Here is a 22,809-nt window from a genome sequence, read left to right as displayed (position 1 = left end):
ACCATGCCCTCGGCGCCCGCGTTCTGAGGCGGACCCCACACCGCTCAGGTGCGGTCGCGGTGGTAGGCAGCGAGAAGGAAGAGCCAGATCTCACTGACGGTCGGGAAGCAGGCGATGGCGTGCCTGAGCCGTTTGAGCGGGACCTCGCCGGCGACCGCGACGGTCGCTGAGTGCAGCAGTTCGCTGACTCCCGGTCCGACGAAAGTCACCCCGAGCAGTACTTCCCGGTCGAGGTCGACCACCATCCGCGCGTGGCCCTGGTAGTTGTCGGCGTAGAGATCGGCGCCCTGCGCGACGTCGAAATCGAGGTCGACGACCTTGACGCGGTGGCCGGCCCGGGCCGCCTGCTCGGCGGTCAGGCCCACGGCGGCCGCCTCGGGATCGGTGAAGAAAACCTGAGGCACGGCGCACTGATCGGCGGTGGTGGCATGGTCTCCCCACGGGCCGTCTTCCACGGGCAGGCCCGCGGCGCGGGCGCCGATGGCGTCGCCGACGGTCCGCGCCTGATACTTGCCCTGGTGGGTGAGCAGAGCGCGGTGGTTGACGTCGCCGACGGCGTACAGCCATGCGCCGTCGACCCCGCGGACCAGGCACGTGGTGTCCACCTCCAGCCACGTGCCGGGGGTGAGGCCGACCGTGTCCAGGCCGATGTCGTCGGTGCCGGGGGTCCGGCCGGTGGCGACCATGACCTCGTCGGTCTGGAGTTCGCTGCCGTCGTCGAGGGTGAGGGTGACGGGGCCGGTTGGGTCCGGACGGCGCAGGGCGGTGACCTGGGTGCCGATCCGCACATCCACGCCCGCCTCGGTGAGGCCGCGTGCGACAAGCTCGCCCGCGAAGGGTTCCATGCGGGGGATCAGACCGCGGCGGGCAAGCAAGATGACCTGCGAGCCCAGGCCCTGCCAGAGGGTTGCCATCTCGATGCCGACCCCGCCGCCTCCGACGATGGCGAGCCGGGCGGGCACGGCACTGGAGTCGGTGCCCTGCCGGTTCGTCCAGGGCCGGGCCTCCTGAAGGCCCGGAATGTCGGGCAGCAGTGGTCGGCTGCCGGTGGCGATGGCCACCGCGTGCCGGGCGGTGAGGGTGAAGCGTGCGCCGTCGTCCCTGGTGACCGTGGTACGCCGGGGGCCGTCGATGCGGCCGTGGCCGCGGAAGAGGTCGGCGCCGATGGACTTCACCCACTCGGCCTGTCCGCTGTCGTCCCAGTCGCTGACGTAGTGGTCCCGCCGGGCGAAGACTCGGTCGGTGTCGAGCCTGCCGGTGACGGCCTGCCGGGCACCGTCCACCCGGCGGGCGTCGGCAACCGCGATGACTGGCCTCAACAGGGCCTTGCTGGGGACGCAAGCCCAGTAGGAGCATTCGCCTCCGACCAGCTCACGTTCCACCACGGCCACAGTGAGGCCGGCGGCGCGGGCGCGGTCGGCGACGTTCTGGCCGACCGGGCCCGCCCCCAGCACGACCACGTCGTAAGCACCGTCTTCCTGGTTCTCGCGTGCTTCGCTCATTGCTCCCTCGCGTCCGATCGGGGCTGACAAAACCACACCCCCCGGCTCATATAACCGCCCGGTGCGCGCACGACGTCATACCTTGGCCGTAGGAGTCACCGACAACGGCCATCCGTGCGCCCCTTGCGGCCGCACGCACACCGTCCGGCCCTCATGCCGCTCCCGGAAAGGTTCACCGGCTCGCGGCACCCGGCACGACACCTCGCCGCGTTGTCGCATCACCCGAGTCCAGCACGAGGGCGATCCTCCGCCTCGCGACGCACCGCACCGGACGCCACGAGCTTCCCGGCAAACCTTCCCAGCCACAGCACCAGACAGCGCCTCCCGCGAAGACCACGACTGATGCTCCTCTTACTCGTCAGGCGTTCTGAGGCACGAGGCGCAGGGTACTTTCGCTGCATATCGAGTTGGTCTTCGACGAGATCAAGACCCATCAACGCGGCCGACCGGTCCTCAGGGCTCAGAAACCGGACGCCGTGCGGAGTGCTGCGTGCGTGGCTGCACGACGCGCTGCGTCGCCACAGGGAGAATGTGTGGCGGCGGGGCGCGGTCCGCTGTCGGGGCAAGGACGCCGCGGATCAGTGTGAGTGCGGATGGTTGCCATCGTGACGGTGGTCATGGCCCTCGGGACGTTGCGCCAGGGCCTTCGTGCGTGCGGTGACCTCGTCCGCACACAGGGCGCGCAGGTCGACGAGCACGTCCTCCAGGGCACCCAGCCAGAGCAGATAGTAGTTGTAGGGCTCCTCCCGCGCCGACGCGCTCTCCCAGGCAGCGATCCGGTCGATCAACGCGGCCTGGAATTGCGGCCAGGTGAACGCGCCGGCTTCGTACAAACTGACGGCCATGCCGAAGGCACGGCTCTCCCACGGCTCGGCGAACACCAACTCACCGTTGGAGCGGGGCGGTGCGGCCGGGCCCTCGATGTCCAACGGCGCGTTCATGGGGCCTCGGCCTTCGCCACGCCCACCATCGCGTCCCTCGTCACCAGCGGCACGAGCTCTTCCTCGGACAGGTGAGCGGTGCCGGCCGGACGTTCGGGCAGCACCAGCCAGCGCACCTCGCTGGTGGAGTCGCGGACGGTGATCCGCACGTCGTCGGGGAGTTCGAGTCCCATCTCGGCCAGCACCGTACGCGGCTCCCTGACGATCCGCGCGCGGTAGGCGGGGTCCTTGTACCAGCTCGGCGGCAGGCCGAGCACCGGCCACGGGTAGCACGAGCACAGCGTGCAGACCACCACGTTGTGGGTGCTCGCGGTGTTCTCCACGACGACGATGTGCTCGCCCTGCTGCCCCGAGAAGCCCAGCTCCTTGATGGCGGCGGTGCCGTCTTCGAGCAGCCGCCGCCGGTACTCCGGGTCGGTCCACGCCTTGGCGACGACCTTGGCTCCGTTGAGCGGTCCCACGCCGGTCTCGTAGGTGGTGATGATTTCGTTCATCACCTTCGGGTCGATCAGGCCGCGCTCGGTGAGCAGTTGCTCGAGCGCCTCGGTGCGCAGGGCCGCGGGAAGCCTCTCGCCCGGTCCGCCGGTGGTGGTCATGCGGTTGTCTCCAGGTAGCTCTCGTACAGCTCTGCGGTGAGCGCGAAGGGTTCGGCGTCGGCGCCCCACAGCTCGTGCGAGTCGAACCGTACCGAGTAGACGTGCTGCGGATTCTCGCCCAGGAAGTGCGCGTTGGTGTCCGGCAGCACCGCGGCGGGCTGGATGAGCTCGACGATGCCGGTGTGGCCCCGCACGTAGCCCGGCAGTCGAGTGTGTCCGGGCGGCGACATGTCCTTGGCGCGCACACGCTCGCCGACGGCGAAGACCGGAGCGGCGTCCACGGTGCGCAGCGAACCCTCGGCGGCCGGTGCGTAGTCGGGCCGGGCGGGCTCCGGGACGGGCGGTTCCTCGACGTGTTCACCACGCAGGTTTAAGGCGCGGGCGTTGATCGCGCCCGGCGCCAGGACGGCGCTGTCGGTGAGCATCAGCTCCCCGGCGTTGAGCCAGCGCCCGTAGTAGCCGTCGTCCAGGTAGGCGGCTAGGTCCAGGCGCTCCAACGCGTGCCGGAAGGCGTCCGTGTTGATACCACCGCACGCAACGCGGCTGGAGAGGATCGCAAGCGCGAATGCCCGGCCCTGCCAGGGCTCCTCGAAAACAGGTTCATCGCGTCTCGGCGGATGGACGGGGCCCCATCCCGGGGTTCCCCCCATATCGGCAATACCATCCATCACACGATCCCTCATATGCCTGCAAGAGTGGACATATTCGCTCGAATAGTAGACGGGTGGTGCCCTCGGCGTCACAGCATCGGCCGCATGTGAACCCGCCGTCCGCTCCCCCACCCTGACGAGATGCGCAAGGCCCTGACTCGATGGTCCGGCGAGGCGGACCGCAAAGGGCACCAACGGGCATTCCGGCTCTGTTGATCTTTGACTTCGTCCCGTCCTGCACGTAATTTCCAGATATGCGATCGGTCGCCTAGAACTCGAAGAACCTCAATCTCATTTCGGAGAAGGTAATCATGAGCTCTCAAGGCCAGAAGGTTGCAGTCATCACCGGCGCGTCGCAGGGCATCGGCGCCGGTCTGGTCGATGCCTACCGACAACTCGGATATGCCGTCGTCGCCACCTCGCGCTCGATCGCCCCCGCCGACGACGCAAGTATCGTGACCGTGCAGGGCGACATCGCCGACTCCGCCACCGCCGATCGCGTGATCGCTGCGGGTATCGAACGATTCGGCCGTATCGACACCCTGGTCAACAACGCGGGACTCTTCGTCGCCAAGCCGTTCACCGACTACACCCAGGACGATTTCGCCTCAGCGACCGGCGTGAACCTGACCGGGTTCTTCCGTATTACCCAGCTGGCCATCCCGCACATGCTCGCCCAGGGCGGCGGCCACATCGTCAACATCACCACCAGCCTGGTCGACAACGCCGACTCCAACGTCCCCTCGGTGCTAGCTTCGCTGACCAAGGGCGGCCTGCAATCCGCCACCAAGTCCCTTGCCATCGAGTACGCCACCCGTGGCATCCGCACCAACGCCGTCTCCCCGGGGACCATCAAGACCCCCATGCACCCTGCGGAGACACACCAGGCTCTCGCCGTACTACACCCGGTCGGCCGGATGGGCGAGGTGAGCGACATCGTCGACGCGGTGATCTACCTGGAGAATGCCCCGTTCGTCACCGGCGAGATCCTCCACGTCGACGGCGGTATGAGCGCCGGCCACTGACGCCATGGGCAGCAGGGAGGTGTGGTGCGGGTGCGGGTGGTACCAATAGGTGCCGGCTCGCAGGGTGTTGGGGAACTGGAAGGAGTAGTGGAACGTCTGGCCTGGATCGATGCGGATGAAGATGTTGTCGGCGTTGCCGCTCGGTGACACGTGGAGTCCGTGGACATGCAGGTTGGTGACCTCGTTCAGCGTATTCTTCAGGTCCAGCTTGTCCCCCGGCCGGATCCGCAGCGTGGGCGGCATGTAACCACCGTTGTAGGTGAGAGCCCAGGACTTGTGGCCGCCCAGGTCCACCCGCCGTCTCTCCACAGCGATTTCCGCCCTCAGCAGCCCGTTGTGGCTGACCATCTGCGCCGGTTCCTTGAGCGGGGAACCTTCCTCGACCGAGGGCGCCGGCGACGACGACTGGGACGGGTCGCCGGCGCAGCCGCTCATCAGGGCGCCGATGGCCAGGATCAGGAGCACGGCAACATGGAACGGGATCGCATGACGCCTCCACTGACGGACATCCACATCACGCGTAGCTGACCACCGGCAAGCACCCGAGCGAAGCCGTGCGCGCGCCGACTGGACCGTACGAGCGACGAGCTACACCCCGATGCCACTGCCCGGCTCACGCACCTGCTCACCATCTCCTATGTGCCGCGCTCCCGGGCGTTCCACGCCGACGTGCTGGGCGGAACGGTGATGCTGGACGAGAATCCCTGCATCAGCCAGGTCACCAACGGCCGGATCATCCTGAACCCCGGCGGCGGCCCCACCGATGACAAGCCCCACGTCGTACTGCGCACACCGGACGACTCCCGCACCGCCTCCAGCTTCCTGAACGTGCGGGTGGCCGACATTCACCGCTTTTACGACGCGGCGGTCGTGAAGGGAGCAGAGTTCCTCACCCCGCCCGTCGACCGTCGCGCCGATTTGCGCTGCTACATGCGCGATCCGGGCGGCTATCGGCAACATCCACGGCGAGGCCGACACCTGGAACAACCTCGGACGCGTACTCCAGGAACTGCGGCACTTCGAGGAAGCCCTCGACGCCCAGCAACCCGCCCGCGAACTGTTCCAACACACCGACCACACCCGCAACGTGGCCGCCGCCTGGAACGTCTCGAGCGCTTCGAGGAGGCCGTCGCGGCCGGGCAGCGGGCTGCCGGGATGCTGGCCGCGGCAGAGGACTGGTTCCGTACCGGCCAGGCATGGAGCGAGCTGGCCACCACCCTCACCTCAGCCCATGCCGAAAGTCCGGGTTCATTGGACACCCGTGGCGCCTGTCGTTATTCGTTTGCCGACAGGCGGCGGAGCCCCTTCGCGTGGAGGAAGGGGCCGCTGCGGCTCTGTCGGACGGAGTCTCAGGCCGTGGAGCATCCAATGCCAGAGCAGCGGGTTCATCTTCGTGCTCCTGGGCCGCGATGGATGGTTGGCGTCAGTGGCCGGCAGGGGCGAGCGAGATCTGCTGCATGAGGCTGAGCAGGTCGGGAGCGACCCACTCCTCGGCGATCTTGTCGCCCTCCATGCGGTAGACCTCGATGCTGCGGAAGCTGACCTGCTTGCCGGTGGCCTCGAACTGCTGGAACGCGCCCTGGTGCCTCCCTTCGAAGTGGACCAGTACGGTCACCTTGTCCCCCGTCCCGAAGATGTCCAGGACGTTGATCTTGAGGTCGGGGAACGCCTCCTTCATCCCCTGGGCGCCCAGGAGCCAGGTCTCGCGCCCGACGAGGGGCTCGGGGGTGCTGGGAACGTTGGCGATGAAGTTCTCCGTGATCATCCCGGCGGCTGCGTCCAGGTCGCCGTTCTCCAGCGCCTGGTACAGGGAGCCCACGCCGACGTCCTCGTGCCCCTCGACCAGATCGCCTCCATCCGGCGCGAGACGCTGTTCACCCACGAGAAGAAGGACGGCGAACTCAACCTCGCCATCGGCTCACAGACCTCCCTCACCCTGCACCTGACCGAACCGGTCAACGCACCGAAGTTCCTCGGCGCACCCCATCACGTCACCGTGATCCGGATGCACGCAGACGACCCGAAAGCCCTCTACGACGCCATCACATGGGCACGCAAAGCCCTCCCGGCCTGAGACCGGCCGGGCCGCCCTCGCCCACGTCGGCGATGCTCCACAAGCTCGTCACCACCCTGGCCGACTACCTCTAGTCCTGGTCGCCCCCGTCGTCGTCCTCGTCCAGCTCCGGCGCCTCCGGGTCGCGCAGCGGACGCAGGGCGCAGGCTGCCGGGGTAGAAGCGGTGAAGCTGTAGCGGCCGAGCAGGTTCAGGTTCTTGTGCTTGAGCGGGGAGAGCCGGGCGATGTCCTCCTCGCGGATCTCGTGGCCCTCGGCCCGAAGCTGGGCGACGGCGGCATCGATGTACCGGTTAGTCCAGAGCACGATGGCGTTGAGGACCAGGCCGAGCGCGCCGAGCTGGTCCTCCATGCCGTCGCGGTACGCCTGGTGGATGGTGCCGCGCTTGCCGTGGCACACGTCCCGGGCCAGCTTGTGGCGGGAGTCCTCCACGGTGAGCTGCGGGTTCATCTGCCGACGGTAGGTGTCGTCGACCGGGTCGACCACCCGCAGCAGGTGCTCGGTCCCGGCGACCCGCCGATACTCTGCGAACGCTGCACCTAGCGGAGTCGGGCGCCCCTTGCGTCCGAACATGCGCAGCAGGTCGTAGCAATTCTTTGACTGTCCTGTTCGCGGCTCCTTACCGTCAAGACCCGCCCACCCGGAAGGACAGCCGCCGTGCACATCGCCATCCTCACCTTCGAGGGCTACAACGAGCTCGACTCCCTGATCGCGCTCGGTGTGCTCAACCGCATCAAGACCGACGACTGGCGCGTCACCATCGCCACCCCCAGTCCCAAGGTGACGTCGATGAACGGGGTGGTCATCGAGCAGATGTCCACTCTTGAGGAGGCGTGCGCCGCTGACGCCGTCATTGTCGGCAGTGGCATCGCCACCCGCGAGGTCGTCGAAGACCCGGCGATCATGAACATCCTGCGCAACCTGGACCCCTCGCGCCAGCTCATCGCGGCGCAGTGCTCCGGCGCGCTCGTGCTGGCCAAGCTCGGCCTGCTCGACGACATCCCCGCCTGCACCGACCTGACCACCAAGCCGTGGGTCATCGCCGCCGGCGTCGAGGTGCTCAACCAGCCCTTCTACGCCAAGGACAACATCGCCACCGCCGGCGGATGCCTGGCCTCGCACTACCTCGCCGCCTGGATCATCGCCCGCCTTGAGGGCAACGAGGCCGCCGACGGTGCACTGCACTATGTCGCCCCGGTCGGCGAGAAGGAGGAATACATCGAGCGCGCCTGGCGCAACATCACTCCCTACCTGCCCGCTCCCGCACGGGCGCTCGTCTGAACACCAGTCCCAAGCGGCGACCGGCCGGAAAGCTCCCTCGGCAGCCTGGCCGGCCGTTCGCGGCCCGACACCTACCGGACCCTTGGACAGGAAGGTCTCGAAGCGATGAACGACGCGGGGAAAGACGCGGCGCACGGCGGTGCACAACCGGCGCCGAGCGACCACCGACCGGGCATGAATCGCGACGAGGCAACGACTGCGATCGTCTCCAGCAGACTGGCCAAGGGCTTCACGTGGCAGCAGCTGGCTCACGCGATCGGCCGGCCTCTTAGTTCAGAGAAGGTCGGTGTAGAGCTTGGTCGTCAGCTGGCCGCCGCAGCCGCCGAGCAGCAGCTCACACCAGAACGTGTCGTCACCGCACCGCCGACGGAAGGCGTCCAGCTCGATCGCCTCCAGCGGCAGCGTCAGCGGCTCCCGCCGCATCCTTTCGGGCCAGCACGCCAGCGCATCGGTCAACCTCCGCGTCAAGTACGGCACCGGCGGCTTCCCAGTGTGGGGCGAAGGCCAGCTCCCGATAGCGTCGTACTCGTCCGCTGCCTGCCTGGCCGCCCGAGCACCGCCGTGTGCCATGGCCCGCCGCACCACCTCTGGCAACTCGGAACCAGCGAGGCCGTTCAGCGGCCGCCTGACGCGCAACGCCTCCAATTCGTCTAGGACGCGTCCGGGCGGGGTGCGCCGGACCCGCTCCAACTCCTCCTCGATGATCGGTGAGGGGCCGGTAGGAAACGGGCTGAGGAAGTCGGGCACGTATCCCTGCCCGCCGAGCGCTAGTTCCGACAACAACGGCAACCGGGCCCGACGTAGCGCGCACCGTGCGCGAGCAACCCATGGATCGGCATCGAGGGCCGGCTGTAGACCCCGGGGCAGCAGCGTCGCGACGACCTCGTGCAACGGCGAGACGGCGAAGCGGGTCGGCGCACGGCACCGTGAATCAGGTCCACTGCGTGCCGCCATATCTCCGGTGTACGCCCGCTCCCCTGGCCTTCCGCTCGCGGCAGATCAGCGCTCAATCTTCGGTGAGAACGCTCAGCCTTCGCTGCGACAGGTCACCGGTAGTGAGAGTGGAGCTGCCTCTATGCCTCCCAGCCGGGCATGGGCTCGGCCGACCACGGGAGGGTCTGGGCCGCCAGAGGGCAGGCATGGGCGCATCTGGCTGGCCCAGGTGCGCGGGTCCCGGTCCGGCGTAAGGATCGGTGTACGGGTGGTGGCCCAGATGTCTCTCCCAGCCGCGGCTGGACCGCCACCCGATGCTGCGCCATTCAGGTGACAGTGCTGTCGGCTACGGGGTCGGTGACGCGACCCGTCGGACAGGCCCTACCCTCCTTGCGGATCTTGCGCTTCCTTCCCACGCATGCAGACCAAGCCTTCGATGAAGAGCGGCTGCTCCGGAGGCTTGCCGCTAGACATGCCGGGGGCGTATGGGCGGTGTACGGTCGCAATACGGCGTAGGCGTGTGGACTTCACAGCCGACGGACAGGCCGGTGGCGACACACGCCCCAGGAGTGCCTATGTCTCAGCAAACAAACATCGCCGCACAGACTGCTTTCGCAGAGGCCGTCGTCACCGGCAACCTCGATGCCCTCGACGAGATCGTCGCACCCAATTCGATCGACCATGATCCCGCCCCAGGACAGGCGCCAGGCCCCGAAGGATTCAAGGCCATGTTCGGCGAGTTGCGAGCAGCCTTTCCCGACTTGCACGTCGAGGTGGAGCATCTGGTGGCTACCGACGACGAGTTGGCTTTCGCCTACACCATCACCGGGACGCAGCTGGGGCCGCTGATGGGGCAACCGGCGACCGGCAAGAACGTGAGCTACCGAGGCATGCAGATCAGCCGCTTCGACAGCGACGGCAAACTCGTCGAACGTTGGGGCAGCAGCGACGAACTCGGCATGTTGCATCAACTTGGCCTCGCTGAGGTGTGACCCCGTGAGCGGGCGGTGTGGTCGTGTCCGAGAGTGACGAGAATCGAACTCGCGCTCTCAGCTTGGGAATCACCGGGCCTTGTGCCCCCATCAGCGAGCTGACCAGCGGGAATGGGCGCCACGGGGAACCCCGGAGCTCGCCTTCGCGCCCGTAGTTGACCGTGGTTCCCCGACCTGTCGGGCACGGATCGGGCACGGACAGCTTCTGATCCGTGGCTCTAGGACTTGTCCGGCCGATGTCGAAGATGGGGCTAATACGGATGATCTCGCCTGATTCCGTCCGCATCCGGAACGATCAGCGTAACTGCATTTAGGCCATCGTCATCACGCCCGGGAAATGACCCGTAATAGACCTTCGACAAATTGCCCAACGTCTGTTCGTACACGTCAAGTTCCGCCGGACCCCCGATGAAATCGACTTCGATGGAAAATTGATCCACCCCGCGCACCCCAACGACACAGTCATGTTCTTCCGCCGCAATCCTGATGATGGACTCGCGTACGGATTCATCGTACCTATGCCACGCAATCCGACCGTCCAGGTAGACACTTACACAGCTACCCGGGAGAAATCTCCTGGTCAATTCCGAGAAATCCACGGAAATTCGACAACTGAACCAGTTGGTCCGACCGGCAGCCCTAGCCACTCTCTCCAGGGCGATCGCCTCATGTTCGGAACTGTCAATCAAATTTCCAATTACTTCATAATCCACTGCCGTCTCCTAGTGTCCCGCGTGAGAATCTCGGACAATTTCAGCGCGTGAACGTGATGCCCCGCCCGTTCTGGTGCGTCTGGTACGCATCGTGTGCGGATCGGTCCGGGTTACGTCGCCCGATCAGCGCCACATCTCCCATGGCGGAACCCCCTCTGCACTGAACGTACCTGCACGCCATGTCGGGCATCACGGCTTTAGGAGCGAGGTGGGGCGAGTTGGGGTCTGACCTGCAGGATGCCGACTTTGGCGTCTGCTGGCTGTGACCTCCGTCGGCAGCCGCAGTTCCCCGTGAGTCCCCGTCCGTTCTGGCGCGGTTGTGGCACGGGGAACTTCTACTAACCTCGCTGTTTCGCTTGGGGTGACGAGGTGACGCTGTGGGGTCGATCAAGGCGGCATTGGACGGTGGGCATGGTGGGGACCCGGCGCGGTGGTCGGGTTCTCCAAGGTCTTTCGTGTCGTAGGTGGCCGGGTCGGCCGGTCAGTTGGCGGGGCGGGGTAGGGCGGCCAGACGGTGGAAGGCGGCGGTGAGTTGGTGTCGCCAGGGCCAGGTTGCTGCGATCCGCAGGTGGAGGCGACGGCCGCCGCGGGTGAGACGGGCAGCGACGTGCAGGATCCGGTAGCGGAGTTTCTTGGGTTCGGCGGTAGCCAGCTCGCCGTCCAGCAGCAGGACGCGGGTCCAGGCCAGAAGGTCGATGGCCGCGAGGCTGAGTTCGAGCCGGGCGGCGTTGCTGCTGGCAGCACTCGCAACAGCGGTGCCGGCCTTCTCATCGCTCAGCGATTCGGTGTAGGCGAGTCGGCTGTACCCATCGACGGACGAGTGCAGGTAGGCGTATCCGGCTCGCTGGCCCTTCCGCTTCCGACGCTCGGCAGCCTTGGCTTGATCGCTCCCTCGGCCATGGGCTCGCCAACCGCCGCCGTCCGGGATCCGCCCGACCTTCTTCACGTCGATGTGGACCATGTGTCCGGGCCGGCGGGCCGTGATCCGCCGTGGCTCGCGGTTGGATTCTCCGTTCGGGTCGAGGAACCGGCGATGGTTCAGCCCGAGCGTGTGCAGGTACCTCCTCGAGACGGTGCGGCGGCTGATCTGCCAGCCGTCTCCTTGAAGCTCAAAGGCGATTCGGGAGGCGGACCACTTGTTCCTGCGTCGCAGGGCTTCGATCTGCGCCACGACGTCTGCGTTGATTGCGGTCGGCTGGCGGGATGGAGTCGAGGATCGGTCGAGCAATCCGAGGTCCCCGTGTTGGCGATAGCGGTTGACCCACTTCGAGGCGCACGCCCGGGAGATACCCATCTCGGCGGCGACATGCGCGATCGGCGGGGTGCGGCAGCGTTCGATCAGGCGACGGCGGCCTTCGACGGACAGTGGCGCATTGCGGTAAACCATCCGTGTCAGCTGGCGTCGGGGCGCATCGCGGCCGCGGTGTCCGTTGCGACGGTGAGCGGGTCGGTGAGTGGTCGGCCGAGGAGTTGGGCGAGGTCGGGGCTGGTGGTGCTGAGGAACCCGTGGCGGACACTGGTTGCGATCGAGGCGAGCATCGGCGGCTGGAACGGCAGTAGCGTGTCGTCAGCGAGGAGTCGGGCCCGGTACTTCCCGAGCCCAATGGTCCGGTGCGCGACTCCGAGGGATTCGGCGATGCCGACGGCGGTGATCGGTTCGCCGACCAGGTCATAGGTCTTGCCGGCGTGCGCGGTCGGATTGCTGGCCACGACGGCTGCGACGGCGGCCAGGTCCGCCCGCGCCACAGCGGCGAGCGCCCCGTCGCCGAACGCGGATTCCACGCCGTCGGCGGTCCAGGTCAGCAGCGCCCCGAAGAGTTCGGCATAGAGCCCGTTGCGCAGGACCGTCCATCCGAGTCCACTGGCCTTGATCAGCTGCTCGGTGGCCCGGTGCGCGAGGGCGAAGCCGAGATGGTCACCGTCGACGGTCAGGCTGGTGTACACCACGTGGCTCACGCCATCGCGCACCGCAGCGTCCAGAGCTGCCCGGTGCCGGGTAATGACCTGGTCGTCCTCGGCGTACCCCGCCGAGACGAGGACCAGCGTCGTAACACCGGTGAGGTCGAGGCTCGTGGGGTCGTCGAAGTCGAGTCGCCGCTGCCCTTCCGCAGGTGATCGAGTGCCGCCCAGGGCGGGCACGCGGCGTCCGGCCAGCTCCTGAAGCGTGAGAGAGGCGAGCTGTCCGTTCGCGCCAGTCACCATGATCATTTCGGTTCTGTCTCCTACCGTGGTTCTCTTCAGTAACTACGGTGAGATCTTCAACCAGCCGAGGCCGGCCCACAAGGAGGCAGTTTCGTGTCAGTGACGCACACCGAGGTAACCGCTGGACCCGCTGAACTCGAACCCTGCGGACAGCAGGACCACCCCGACTGCGGAATCCGCGACGTCCTCGACCGGGTCGGTGACAAATGGTCGGTCCTCGTCATCGTCGAGCTCGCCAACGGCCCGCGGCGCTTCCGGCAACTACAGCGCGCCATCGACGGGATCTCCCAGCGCATGCTGACCCTTACGGTGCGCCGGCTGGAGCGAGACGGCCTGGTCCTGCGGACCGTGTACCCGACCGTGCCGGCTCAGGTCGACTACCGGCTCACCGAGACGGGCGCGAGCCTGACCCACCTTGTCAAGGCGCTCGCCGACTGGTCACTGGAACACCGGGCCCATATCGCCCGCGCCCGTGAGACCTACGACAGCGAGCACCCCGGCAACGAGATCCGCTGATCAGCGAAACGTCATCAACCTCCTGACCCGCAACAACTAACCGTTCGCCAGCGACTACTCGATCAGGCAGCAGCCAAGCCCCGTGAAGCCTCCGCTGAATGAGGCGCGATGAGGTCACTGGGCGGCAGCCTGACCGGTCGAACCGGTCAGGCTGCTGCCTGGGCCACATCGAGCAATGCTCAAGACCTGTGGATCGGCCTCGGGTTGGGACGTGAAAGGGCGGTCTGAATCATCCACTCGCCGGCTCCGGTGCCGATTGACGTCGTTGGCTAATGGCAATAGCCTCTGGGCTATGGTTACTAAGAGGTCGCTGACGCCGGCTGCCGTGGTCGATGTGGCGCTCGGCATCGTGGACGAGCGCGGGCCGGACGGCCTCACGCTCGCCGCCGTGGCGCACGGCTGCGGGGTCGCCACGCCGTCGCTCTACAAGCACGTGGCGAGCCTCGGCGAACTGAAGACGCTCGTCGGAGTGCGGGTGCTGGAGGATATGACCGACCGGTTCACGACGACCGTCTTGGGCACCAGTGGCAACGAGGCGGTCACTGAGTTGATGCACGCCTACCGCGCGTACGTCGCCGCGCACCCGAAGCGGTACGCCGCGCTGCCGATGGACCCGCTGCACGACCCGATCCAGGAGGCGGCCGGCGCGAAGCTCGTCGGCGTCATGTACGCCACGCTGCGCGGCTACGGACTCGAGGGCTCGGCGGCCGTGCACGCGACCCGGCGCCTGCGGGTGCTCGTGCACGGCTTCGCGTCCATCGAATCCGCGGGCGGCTTCGGCCTGCCGGAAGACCTCGACGACACCTACGACCAGCTCATCCAGATGTATCTCGCCAGCCTGAGGAGCGAACCATGAGGATCCCGCTGTCCGTCGCAGGCATACTGTTCCTGCTCTACCCCGCCCTCCGCCCATGGGAGGACGAGTCCACCACCTCGGGTGCCGCCGCCGCCATGGGCTCCACCGCGTGGATCGTCGCGCACCTGTGCGCGATGATCGGGTTCATCCTGGTCGCGATTGCGCTGCTGCCGATCAACCGCGTGGCGGCGATCGTGTTCTGGATCGGCACCGGCCTGACGCTGCCGTACTACGGCGCCGAGGACTTCGGCCTGCATGCGATGGCCAACCAGTCGAACATCCTCGACCTGGCCGAGGACGTGCGCTACAACCCGTTCGCGATGACGATGTTCGGGCTCGGGCTGCTGACCATGGCAGCGGGCGCGATCCTCGTCGCAGCCCGGATGCGCACGGTGCCGGCGATCCTGTTCGCGGTCGGGTTCGGGCTGTTCCTGCCGCAGTTCTTCGGTCCGCCCGCGCTGCGGATCGCGCACGGCGTACTGCTCGCGGCCGCCTGCGTGTGGCTGGCCTGGGACGCGAAGCGGATCCAGCCCGCGCCGGTGCCGGCCTGACTTAAGGTCGTTGCTTCCTCCATCTGCGAACGATCCCACGCAGGTGGCGCTGCGAGTGCGGCGCGCGGCAGCGCACCGTGGCAGGGACTTTGAAGCTCGTGGACAGCGACGCCGACAGTCATCACGCGCTCCACCTCGCCATCCGCGACCAGGACCCCGACGCCGCGTACGCAGCAACGCTGAAGGTGATCTAGGAGGTCAGGAGGGTGATGGAAGGGTGAAGGGTGGACGTTCCGTCAATCGAACGGCAATGGCGCCCGGCGGCTGAAGAGCCGCACGTGTTCCGGTCCGAGTCCGGCGATGGACGTCACTCCGAGGAGCTGCATGGTCCGTTCCACTTCGGTGCGGAGGATGTGGGCCGCCCGGTCCACGCCGGCCTCGCCACCGGCCATGAGGCCGTAGAGATAGGCCCGTCCAAGGAGGACGAAGCGAGCGCCCGAGGCGATCGCCGCGACGACATCTGCCCCGGTACGCACACCGGAGTCGATCATCACTTCCGTGTCCGCCCCGACGTCGCGGACCACGCACGGAAGCAGATGCAGCGGCGGAGCCGTACGGTCCAGCTGACGGCCCCCGTGGTTGGACAGCACGATCCCGTCGGCCCCCGCATCGACGGCGCGGCGGGCGTCGGACAGCGTCTGGATCCCCTTGATCACCAGGGGCCCGTCCCACGCTGCACGCACCCAGGCGAGGTCCTCGAACGTCGTCGTGTTGTCGTTGAACCCGGACACCTGCAGCTCGGACCGCGGCCGGCCCGGTTCTTCGTAGGTGAAGGTGTACGGCTCTGTGGTGAGGAGATTCATCCACCACTCGACCCGGTAGGACGCGTCGAGGAATGTCTTGAGGGTGAGCTGCGGTGGATAGGACATCCCGGTCCGCAGGTCCCTCAGGCGATTGCCAGAGACCGGCACGTCCACCGTGACGATCAGCGCGTCGTAGCCGTGCGCCTTCGCCTCGGCGATCATCCGGAGTGAGAGTTCGCGGTCCTTCAGCAGGTATGTCTGGAACCAGCGCCGTGCGCCCGGCTCCGCCGCCGCCAGATCCGCGATGGAGGTGGTGCCCACGGACGAGAGCGCGTACGGGATGCCTGCGCGCGACGCCGCCCGCAGCACCGCACGCTCCCCCGCGGCGTGCATCATGCGGGTGCCGCCCGTCGGGCCGAAGCCGAACGGCAGCGCGCTGGGACCGCCCAGCACGGTGGTGGTCATGTCCACGGCTTGCACATCGCAGAGGATGCCGGGCCGGAATTCCAGCTCGCGGAACGCCTCCCGCGCCCGGTCCATGCTGATCTCCTCCTCAGCCCCGCCGTCCACGTAATGGAACGGCCCGGACGGGGTGCGCACCTTCGCGATGCGGCGCAGGTCCTCGATCGTGTGCGCGGCGGACAGCCGCCGCTGCACACGATCTAGACCCTTGCTCCCCCTCAGTGCCAGGAACGGCCTGAGGTCACCCGGCCGTGGAATGCGGCGGTCCAGCCGCGGGTACTCCGGCATCCGGTCAGGATCCTTCCTTGTCAGCGGGCGATGAAGAGGGCGTCGACAAGGGTGACCTCGCCGGTCCCTTCCCTGATGAAGGCCGGGTTGAGGTCGGCTTCGACGATGAGGTCGCCCAGCTCCGCGGCCAGCACGCTGAAGCGCACGATCACTTCGGCCAGCGGCCCGACGTCGGTCGGCTGGGCGAGCCTGCGGTACCCGGACAGCAGCCGGCCGAGGTGGGTCTGGGCGATCATGTCGAGGGCACCCTGCGGCGACACGGGCGCCAGGTCCACGGCCCGGTCGCCCACCAGCTCCGCCAGGGACCCGCCGGATCCGACAACAACCAGGGAGCCCAGCGGCTCCTCCCGCGTGAATCCGAGGATCCCTTCGATGCTGCCGGTGACGGCCGCCTGGACCTCATATCCGTCCACCTCGGCATGCGGGAGCGCCCGCATGCGTTCGCGGATCCCGCGGACCGCCGCACGCAGCGCATCTTCATCCTCGATGCCGACCACCACGCCGCCGACGTCCACGCGGTGCGGGACGTCCTTCGACGCGATCTTCACCACCACCGGGAACCCGAGGTCATGCGCGAACGTGACCGCCTCGTCCTCGTCCCGCGCCAACCGGGACCGGACGTACGGCAGGCCGTAGGCGGAGACGATCCGCTGGAGGAGCGAGTACGGGAGCGGCCCGTGATGCACGGCGATCTCCTCCCGAAGCTCCGCGAGCAGAGCGGCGGGAACCGTCGGCCCGGTGTCCTCAGCCGCGGACCGCGGCACCGTGCCCAGCGTGTTCGTTGCGGCCAGGGCGGGTTCCAGGCCACGCAGGATCGTCACGTTCGTGCCGGCCGTCAGTTCCGCGAGGAGCGGATGGACCGGGGACGCCGTGCTGGACACCAGCACCACGGGCTTCGCGGACAGCCTCGCACCGTCCACGATCTGCCGCATGTGCTCCAGATAGTCGTGCCGTGGGGTGAGCGGCAGCTTCTCCTGGGCGTCCTGCACGACGACGATGGCGTCGACGGCGGGGTCCTCACCGACCGCTTCGACCGCCAGCGCCGTCCGGCGGGCCTCCTCGTCGATGCTGGCGCCGATGTCGACGGGGTTCTCCCCGGTGGTCCCCGGAAGCGCGGCCCTGACGCGCTCCACGGTGGCCGGGGCGAAATCGGCGATCGTCGCGCCCACCTCGGTGGCGATGTCGCACGCGAGCGCGCTCTGCCCGCCCGAGATGGACATGACCGCGAGCCGGTTGCCGCCCACGGGCCGCGAGCCGAGGCCCGAGTACAGCTGCAGGGTGGTCACCAGTTCGTCGTAGTCGCGGACCAGCGGCACACCGAGCTGCCGGAAGAGGGCCCGGTACGCGTCGTACCCGGTGACCAGGGCGCCGGTGTGCGCCTGGGTCGCCCGGCCGCCGGCCGACGTGCGCCCGACCTTGACGGCCACGATCCGCTTGCCCGCGGCCTGCACCCGCCGCACCGCCGCCCGGAACTTCTCCGGCTCCTTCAGCGACTCGAGCACCAGGCCCACGGCCGCCGTCTCGTCGTCGTCCGCCAGCCAGGAGAGGTAGTCGGCGGCGGACAGGGAGAGCTCGTTCCCGCTGGAGATCACGCGGGAGAACCCGAGGTCCGAGGTGGTGGTCACCGAGATCGCAGCGGATCCGGACTGTGTCACGAGGGCGACGTTCCCGGTGTGGAAGTCGCCCCGGATGTGGGCGGTCCACAGTGGGGCGGCGTCGGCGGCGCTCAGCGTGCCGAGGCAATTGGGGCCGTTGACCACGATCTGCAGCTCCTCCAGGACCGACCGCAGCCCGGCGAGCTCCTCCTCGGAGAACCCGGCGGCCGGCAGCACGGCGGCGGGACAGCCGCGGGCCGCAAGCTCGCGGAGCACCCCCGCGGCGCGGGAGGCGCGCACACTGACCACCGCGACGTCGACGTCGTTGGGCAGCTGCGCGACAGTCGGCACCGCCGGATACCCCTCGAGCACGTCGGCGCGCGGATGCACGGGGATGACCATGCCCGCGAAGCCGAAGGTGCGGAGGTTCCGCAGCACCTGGTTGCCCAGGGTGTGACGCTCCGGCGAGGCGCCGATCACGGCGATGGTCTTCGGCCGCAGCAGCCCGGTGATGCCGCGGGTGATCTTCGCAGCGGCATCCTTCTCGAAATCCACGGTGGCGGTCATTCGGTCCCCAGCACCCGGCAGGCGTTGCTGTACAGCCACTTCTCTTTGACCGACTCCTTGAGGGGCAGCGCCAGGTATTCGTCGATGATGTCCTCCATGGACATGCCGAGCAGGCCCCAGGACAGCCCCACCATGACCTTGTCCTGGATCAGGGTGTTGCCGAATTGCATGAACTGCTCCCAGCCGGACCCGGGCTGGCCGAGGTACTTGGGCCGGTGCGCGGCGGTGTCGCAGAACAGGTTCGGGTGGCGACGCAGCAGGCCCACCATGTCGTTGATCCACGGCCAGCCGCTGAGGCCCGCGATGATGGTCAGCTCGGGGAAGTCCATGGCGATCGTGTCGAGGTGACGGGGGTGGGCCAGGTCGTAGGGCCGGTCGTTGGCGTAGGGCATGGAGGTGTAGATGCGCACCGGGATCCCTAGTTCCACGGCCTTCGCATACAGGGGGTAGTACCGGCGGTCGCTCGGCGAGACGACGTCGTACAGGGCCGCCACGGAGAGGCCGCCGATGCCCTCCTCGCGGACCAGCCGCTCGAGCTCGCGGACTGCCCGCATGCCGTCGTAGGGGCTCAGGTGGGCGAAGCCGATGAACCGGTTCGGGAACGCCTGGACCACTTCGGCGGTGACCGCGTTGGACGCCGCCGCCACCACGCTCTTGACCACGCCGGCCTGGTCCATGAGTTTCACCAGATCAGCGGCCCGTTCGGCCGGCGGGCGGGTGTCACTCACGGCGTTCACGGCCGGTGCGTCCGGGGTGTCCGAGCGAGTGAAGACGGTGTCGTAGTTGGACCAGCCGTACCCCTGCGGGTTCGGCAGGCGGTCCGGTCCGGCGGGGCCCCTCTGCCCGGTTCCCGGGTGCTCCCCGTCTCCACCGGGGAGCACGGTTTCAAGGTCGATGACACGCATGTGGGTTTTCCCTACTGGTTCGGTGGTGTTCAGGCGGCCGGTGCGGGTGCCGGCGCGGTGAAGACGATCTTGAGCTGGCCGGGTCTCGGGTTGACGGCTCGTTCGTAGGCGCCGTTGATGTCGTCCGGCCCGACGACGTCGGTGACGTAGGCGGAGGCCAGCCGCGGGTGCCGGGCGAGGTATTCGCCGGCTGCGGCGAGCCAGCGGCGGCGGTCTCGCGTGAGGCCGGAGCGCAGGGTGAGGTCCTTGGCGAGGAAGCGGTCCATGTTGAGCGGGTAGATCTGCTCGTCGGGGATGCCGAAGTAGTAGATCTGCCCGCCGTGAGCCACCGCCTCGACGGCGTCGTTGAGGGTGGCGGTCTGGTGCCCGATCGCCTCGACCACGATGTCCGGGCGCTCCTCCTCGGTGAGGGCGCGGGCCCACCGGTCGGCGGACGCCCACTCCATCTCATCGACCCCGAAGTCGGCGGCGGCGTCCCGGCGGTCCACCCGGTCCACGCCGATGACCCGCGCCGCTCCGGCGGTCTTGAGCACGTGGCTGAACAGGACCCCGATCGGTCCCTGGCCCATGACTGCGGCGGAGCGGCCCGTGACGGCGCCCAGCCGGTCCACCGCGGCGAGCACGCACGCGAGGGGCTGCAGCATGATGGCCTCCTCGGCCGCCAGGCTCCCGTCGAAACCCGTCAGGCCCTCGCCGCGGGTGACGACGTACTCGGCGATCGCGTCGTAGTTGGTCGCCCAGCCGACCACGGTCTCGCCGGGGCGCACGTCCTGGTGTTCGGAGGCGACCACCACTCCCACCACCTCGTGCCCGGGGAATCCCGCCGGGCCGGGGAGATGGGTGTGCTGTGGGGCGTCGATCTGTCGCATACCTCGGAAGAACTGAAGATCGCTCCCGCAGATCCCGCCCACAAGAGTCCGGAGCAGCACGTCACCGGGCCCGAGATCCGCCTGGTCGGGCTCCGGTGCGTCGTACGGCGCGAAGCGTTGCGGCGCCACCAAGCGCATCGCCCACATTCAGATCATCCCGTCCGGGCTGATCCGGATGTCAATGAGCAGTGGACCGCTCCGTTCGGCGATGGCGCTCTTGATGCCGTGCAGCTCGTGCAGGGTGGTGACGGTGACGCCGGTGCCGCCTAGCGCCGTCGCCACGCCTTCGAAGCCGGGCCAGTCGAAGAGGGTCAGGTCCCGGTTCTTCCCCAGGTCCCGGAACTGGACCTCCTCCGCGCCGTAGCAGCCGTCGTTGAGGACCACGCAGATCAGGTCCCTGCCGTAGCGGACGGCCGTGTTGAACTCGGTGAGCCCGGTCATCATGAAGCCACCGTCGCCGCAGATGAGCAGCGCGGGCCGCTCGGGACGGGCGAAGCTCGCACCGATGGCGGTTCCCATGCCGATGCCCACGGCACCGTAGCTGGCGCCGTAGATGTAGGAGCGGGCGTCGGGCGCGTGGACCCGACGGACGGTCTCCTCCATGAACCGCCCCACATCCACGGCGAGCGTGCGGTCCACAGGCACCGCTTCGTCGATGACGGACAGGGCGGTGCGGAGGTCGACGACGCCGTCGCCACTGCTGTCGCGGTATCCGTCGTTGCGGAGTCCGGCAAGGAGGCCGGCGGCCTCTTCGTGGAAGCGGGTGGGGGCGATCTCGGCGAGGTCGAGGAAGCCCACAATCGCCTGGGCCACGTCCGCGGCGTCACCGGCGATCACGGCGTCGACGTCCAGGTTCGCGCCGAGGCGGGCCGGGTCGGCGTCGCATTCGATGACGGCCTTGCCGCGGAAGAGCGCGCCGCGCTCGGTGGTGAGCTTGGACAGGCTCGCGCCGAGGGCGATGATGCAGTCCGCGCGGTCGATGACCGTGGAGCCTTCGGGGCTGGCGAGGCCGCCGCAGATGCCGATGGAGCGAGGGTCTCCGCGGAACAGTTCCTTGGCGCGGAGGGTGGTCGCGACGGGTGCGCCGATGCGGTCCGCGAGCGCGAGGATGCTGTCCCCGGCGCCGCTGAGCACCGCGCCGTGGCCGGCCAGGATGAGCGGTCGGCTGGCGGCGCTGATGATGCCGAGTGCCACGTCCATCTCATCCTCGTCGAGGACGGCGGGTGGCACCTCGGCCGCGCCTTCCGGTATGCGGTACAGGACGTCGTCGTGCTGGATCTCCACCGGGATATTGAGGACGATGGGGCGCCGCTCACGGCGCGCACGGTGGAGCGCGTTCGCGACGTCGTGGAGCACGGAGTGGCGGGATTCGACGGCGATGAAGCCGGCGCCGGTGGGCGCGATGTACTCCGCCTGTTCGATGTACTGCTTGTTCTCCGCGTCCCGGGTGTCGCCGGCGAGGAGGACCAGGGGCGTCCCGGCGCTGACGGCGTCGCGGAGGGCGGTGATGGTGTTGGTCAGACCTGGGCCCTGGGTGACGGTGGCGACGCCGACTCCCCCGCCGGCCTGGGCGTAGCCGTTCGCCATGGTGACGGCTCCGAATTCGTTCGCCGTGGCCACGTAGTTCAGGCCGAGCTCGTGGACGAAGTGGTCGATGATCAGGAGGTTCCCCTCCCCCATCAGCCCGAAGATCGTGTCCACGCCGTGGTCGGCGAAGGCCTTCGCCACGGCTGCGCTGAGTTTCACGCTGATGCCCTTCTCTCACTCATCGCGCGGGCCAGGAACGCCCTGGTGCGTTCTTCCTTGGGGTTGGACAGGACCTCGGACGCCGGGCCTTGTTCCACGACTTTCCCATCGCTCATGAACGTCACCGTGTCCGCGACGTCCTGGGCGAAGCCCATCTCATGGGTGACCACCACCATGGTCATGCCGTCCCGGGCCAGCTGTTTCATGACGGAGAGGACCTCGCCCACCAGTTCAGGGTCCAGGGCGGAGGTGGGCTCGTCGAAGAGCATCAGCTTGGGGTCCATGGCGAGGGCCCGGGCGATGGCGATGCGCTGCTTCTGGCCGCCGGAGAGCTGGGCCGGGTACGCCCACACCTTGTCGCTGAGGCCCACCCGTTCCAGCAGCTCGTAGGCGCGGGCCTTCGCCTGCGCCGCCGGGACTTTCCGGACGCCGCGGGGCGCTTCGATGATGTTCTCCAGGACGTTCTTGTGCGGGAACAGGTTGAAGTTCTGGAACACCATGCCGATCTGCTCGCGATTGCGGCAGACCTCGGCGTCGCGGAGTTCGTGGAGGCGCCCGTCCACCTCCCGGTAGCCGACGATCTTGCCATCCACATAGATGCGGCCGGCGTTGATCTTCTCCAGGTGGTTGATACAGCGCAGGAAGGTGGTCTTGCCGGAGCCGGAGGGTCCGATGATCACGGAGACCTCGCCGCGCTGCACTTCGAAATCGACGCCGCGGATGATCTCCAGGGGGCCGTACCGCTTGTAGACGCCGGCGGCTTTGACCATGGGGCCGTCGTGGCGCTCTGTGGAGGGGGCTGTG

General features: G+C 68.2%; 21 protein-coding genes and 4 pseudogenes. 8 read left to right on the top strand and 17 right to left on the bottom strand.

The genetic code is table 11. The annotated features are described in order from the left end of the window. Positions 1-44 precede the first annotated feature (44 nt). From ACFU6I_RS15965 to nthB, 4 genes are all read right to left on the bottom strand, one after another. The gene (locus ACFU6I_RS15965) at positions 45-1,502 is read right to left on the bottom strand and encodes a dihydrolipoyl dehydrogenase family protein (protein ID WP_384366257.1); all 1,458 of its coding nucleotides are present in this window, start codon (positions 1,500-1,502) and stop codon (positions 45-47) included. 578 nt (positions 1,503-2,080) lie between these two features. Beyond that, positions 2,081-2,443, bottom strand: a complete 363-nt coding sequence (locus tag ACFU6I_RS15960; protein WP_384366254.1) for a nitrile hydratase accessory protein — start codon at positions 2,441-2,443, stop codon at positions 2,081-2,083. Next, the gene (gene nthA / locus ACFU6I_RS15955) at positions 2,440-3,039 is read right to left on the bottom strand and encodes a nitrile hydratase subunit alpha (protein ID WP_384366251.1); all 600 of its coding nucleotides are present in this window, start codon (positions 3,037-3,039) and stop codon (positions 2,440-2,442) included. Before nthA ends, ACFU6I_RS15960 begins: the two co-directional genes overlap by 4 nt. Further along, the gene (nthB, locus tag ACFU6I_RS15950; RefSeq protein ID WP_384366248.1) at positions 3,036-3,707 is read right to left on the bottom strand and encodes a nitrile hydratase subunit beta; all 672 of its coding nucleotides are present in this window, start codon (positions 3,705-3,707) and stop codon (positions 3,036-3,038) included. The genes nthA and nthB overlap by 4 nt, the downstream gene beginning before the upstream one ends. A 293-nt stretch (positions 3,708-4,000) precedes the next feature. On the opposite strand from nthB, the gene ACFU6I_RS15945 reads away from it, so the two are divergent. After that, positions 4,001-4,714, top strand: coding sequence for an SDR family NAD(P)-dependent oxidoreductase (locus ACFU6I_RS15945; RefSeq protein WP_384366245.1), 714 nt, complete (start codon positions 4,001-4,003; stop codon positions 4,712-4,714). Between the two features lie 36 nt (positions 4,715-4,750). Here ACFU6I_RS15945 and ACFU6I_RS15940 read toward each other — a convergent pair. Further along, positions 4,751-4,957, bottom strand: a pseudogene (locus tag ACFU6I_RS15940) (multicopper oxidase domain-containing protein); the annotation flags it as partial. A gap of 324 nt (positions 4,958-5,281) precedes the next feature. On the opposite strand from ACFU6I_RS15940, the pseudogene ACFU6I_RS15935 reads away from it, so the two are divergent. Continuing rightward, positions 5,282-5,665 (top strand): annotated as a pseudogene (locus ACFU6I_RS15935) (VOC family protein); the annotation flags it as partial. Positions 5,666-6,137: 472 nt separating this feature from the next. Here the strand turns inward: ACFU6I_RS15935 and ACFU6I_RS15930 are convergent. After that, positions 6,138-6,533 (bottom strand): ester cyclase, encoded by a 396-nt coding sequence (locus ACFU6I_RS15930; RefSeq protein WP_384366242.1) that lies wholly within the window; start codon positions 6,531-6,533, stop codon positions 6,138-6,140. A 12-nt stretch (positions 6,534-6,545) separates the two neighbouring features. Between ACFU6I_RS15930 and ACFU6I_RS15925 the strand changes: the two genes are divergently transcribed. Then, positions 6,546-6,788 (top strand): hypothetical protein, encoded by a 243-nt coding sequence (locus ACFU6I_RS15925; RefSeq protein WP_384366239.1) that lies wholly within the window; start codon positions 6,546-6,548, stop codon positions 6,786-6,788. A 70-nt stretch (positions 6,789-6,858) separates the two neighbouring features. Here the strand turns inward: ACFU6I_RS15925 and ACFU6I_RS15920 are convergent. Next, positions 6,859-7,374 (bottom strand): annotated as a pseudogene (locus tag ACFU6I_RS15920) (Tn3 family transposase); the annotation flags it as partial. Positions 7,375-7,443: 69 nt separating this feature from the next. Between ACFU6I_RS15920 and ACFU6I_RS15915 the strand changes: the two are divergent. Beyond that, positions 7,444-8,067 carry a DJ-1/PfpI family protein gene (locus ACFU6I_RS15915; protein WP_384366236.1) on the top strand — a complete coding sequence of 208 codons (624 nt, stop codon included), beginning with the start codon at positions 7,444-7,446 and terminating at the stop codon, positions 8,065-8,067. Between the two features lie 273 nt (positions 8,068-8,340). Here ACFU6I_RS15915 and ACFU6I_RS15910 read toward each other — a convergent pair whose 3' ends face one another. Further along, the gene (locus tag ACFU6I_RS15910; protein WP_384366233.1) at positions 8,341-8,535 is read right to left on the bottom strand and encodes a hypothetical protein; all 195 of its coding nucleotides are present in this window, start codon (positions 8,533-8,535) and stop codon (positions 8,341-8,343) included. A 1,040-nt stretch (positions 8,536-9,575) separates the two neighbouring features. On the opposite strand from ACFU6I_RS15910, the gene ACFU6I_RS15905 reads away from it, so the two are divergent. After that, a complete protein-coding gene (locus ACFU6I_RS15905) occupies positions 9,576-9,992 on the top strand; it encodes an ester cyclase (protein ID WP_384366230.1) in 417 nt (138 codons plus the stop codon). A 251-nt stretch (positions 9,993-10,243) separates the two neighbouring features. Here the strand turns inward: ACFU6I_RS15905 and ACFU6I_RS15900 are convergent, their stop codons facing one another. The 3 genes and pseudogenes from ACFU6I_RS15900 to ACFU6I_RS15890 form a co-directional block, all read right to left on the bottom strand. Then, on the bottom strand, positions 10,244-10,705 hold the full coding sequence (locus tag ACFU6I_RS15900; protein WP_384366227.1) for a hypothetical protein: 462 nt from the start codon (positions 10,703-10,705) through the stop codon (positions 10,244-10,246). A gap of 508 nt (positions 10,706-11,213) precedes the next feature. After that, positions 11,214-12,092 (bottom strand): annotated as a pseudogene (locus tag ACFU6I_RS15895) (helix-turn-helix domain-containing protein); the annotation flags it as partial. A 5-nt stretch (positions 12,093-12,097) separates the two neighbouring features. Continuing rightward, the gene (locus ACFU6I_RS15890) at positions 12,098-12,913 is read right to left on the bottom strand and encodes an NAD(P)H-binding protein (RefSeq protein WP_384366224.1); all 816 of its coding nucleotides are present in this window, start codon (positions 12,911-12,913) and stop codon (positions 12,098-12,100) included. A gap of 87 nt (positions 12,914-13,000) precedes the next feature. Here ACFU6I_RS15890 and ACFU6I_RS15885 point away from each other — a divergent pair, with 87 nt between their 5' ends. From ACFU6I_RS15885 to ACFU6I_RS15875, 3 genes are all read left to right on the top strand, one after another. Beyond that, complete coding sequence (locus tag ACFU6I_RS15885) at positions 13,001-13,423, top strand: winged helix-turn-helix transcriptional regulator (RefSeq protein WP_384366221.1); 423 nt, start codon at positions 13,001-13,003, stop codon at positions 13,421-13,423. Positions 13,424-13,715: 292 nt separating this feature from the next. After that, positions 13,716-14,279, top strand: coding sequence for a TetR/AcrR family transcriptional regulator (locus ACFU6I_RS15880; protein WP_384366218.1), 564 nt, complete (start codon positions 13,716-13,718; stop codon positions 14,277-14,279). Beyond that, positions 14,276-14,830 (top strand): hypothetical protein, encoded by a 555-nt coding sequence (locus ACFU6I_RS15875; RefSeq protein ID WP_384366215.1) that lies wholly within the window; start codon positions 14,276-14,278, stop codon positions 14,828-14,830. Before ACFU6I_RS15880 ends, ACFU6I_RS15875 begins: the two co-directional genes overlap by 4 nt. 236 nt (positions 14,831-15,066) lie before the next feature. Here the strand turns inward: ACFU6I_RS15875 and ACFU6I_RS15870 are convergent, their stop codons facing one another. From ACFU6I_RS15870 to ACFU6I_RS15845, 6 genes are read right to left on the bottom strand one after another with little or no spacing between them, the layout of a single operon-like run. Further along, positions 15,067-16,323 (bottom strand): alpha-hydroxy acid oxidase, encoded by a 1,257-nt coding sequence (locus ACFU6I_RS15870; protein WP_384366211.1) that lies wholly within the window; start codon positions 16,321-16,323, stop codon positions 15,067-15,069. A gap of 20 nt (positions 16,324-16,343) precedes the next feature. Next, positions 16,344-18,485 carry an acetate--CoA ligase family protein gene (locus tag ACFU6I_RS15865; protein WP_384366208.1) on the bottom strand — a complete coding sequence of 714 codons (2,142 nt, stop codon included), beginning with the start codon at positions 18,483-18,485 and terminating at the stop codon, positions 16,344-16,346. Further along, positions 18,482-19,390 (bottom strand): amidohydrolase family protein, encoded by a 909-nt coding sequence (locus tag ACFU6I_RS15860; protein ID WP_384366205.1) that lies wholly within the window; start codon positions 19,388-19,390, stop codon positions 18,482-18,484. The genes ACFU6I_RS15865 and ACFU6I_RS15860 overlap by 4 nt, the downstream gene beginning before the upstream one ends. Before the next feature lie 29 nt (positions 19,391-19,419). Beyond that, positions 19,420-20,397 carry a zinc-binding dehydrogenase gene (locus ACFU6I_RS15855; protein WP_384366202.1) on the bottom strand — a complete coding sequence of 326 codons (978 nt, stop codon included), beginning with the start codon at positions 20,395-20,397 and terminating at the stop codon, positions 19,420-19,422. Positions 20,398-20,406: 9 nt separating this feature from the next. Beyond that, positions 20,407-22,005, bottom strand: coding sequence for a thiamine pyrophosphate-binding protein (locus tag ACFU6I_RS15850; RefSeq protein ID WP_384366199.1), 1,599 nt, complete (start codon positions 22,003-22,005; stop codon positions 20,407-20,409). Continuing rightward, positions 22,002-22,775, bottom strand: coding sequence for an amino acid ABC transporter ATP-binding protein (locus tag ACFU6I_RS15845; protein WP_384046302.1), 774 nt, complete (start codon positions 22,773-22,775; stop codon positions 22,002-22,004). Before ACFU6I_RS15845 ends, ACFU6I_RS15850 begins: the two co-directional genes overlap by 4 nt. Between the last annotated feature and the right edge of the window lie 34 nt (positions 22,776-22,809).

It is taken from the genome of Streptomyces sp. NPDC057486, from assembly GCF_042802415.1.
Classification (GTDB): domain Bacteria; phylum Actinomycetota; class Actinomycetes; order Streptomycetales; family Streptomycetaceae; genus Streptomyces; species Streptomyces yanii.
This window is presented reverse-complemented; position numbering and strand designations above follow the sequence as displayed.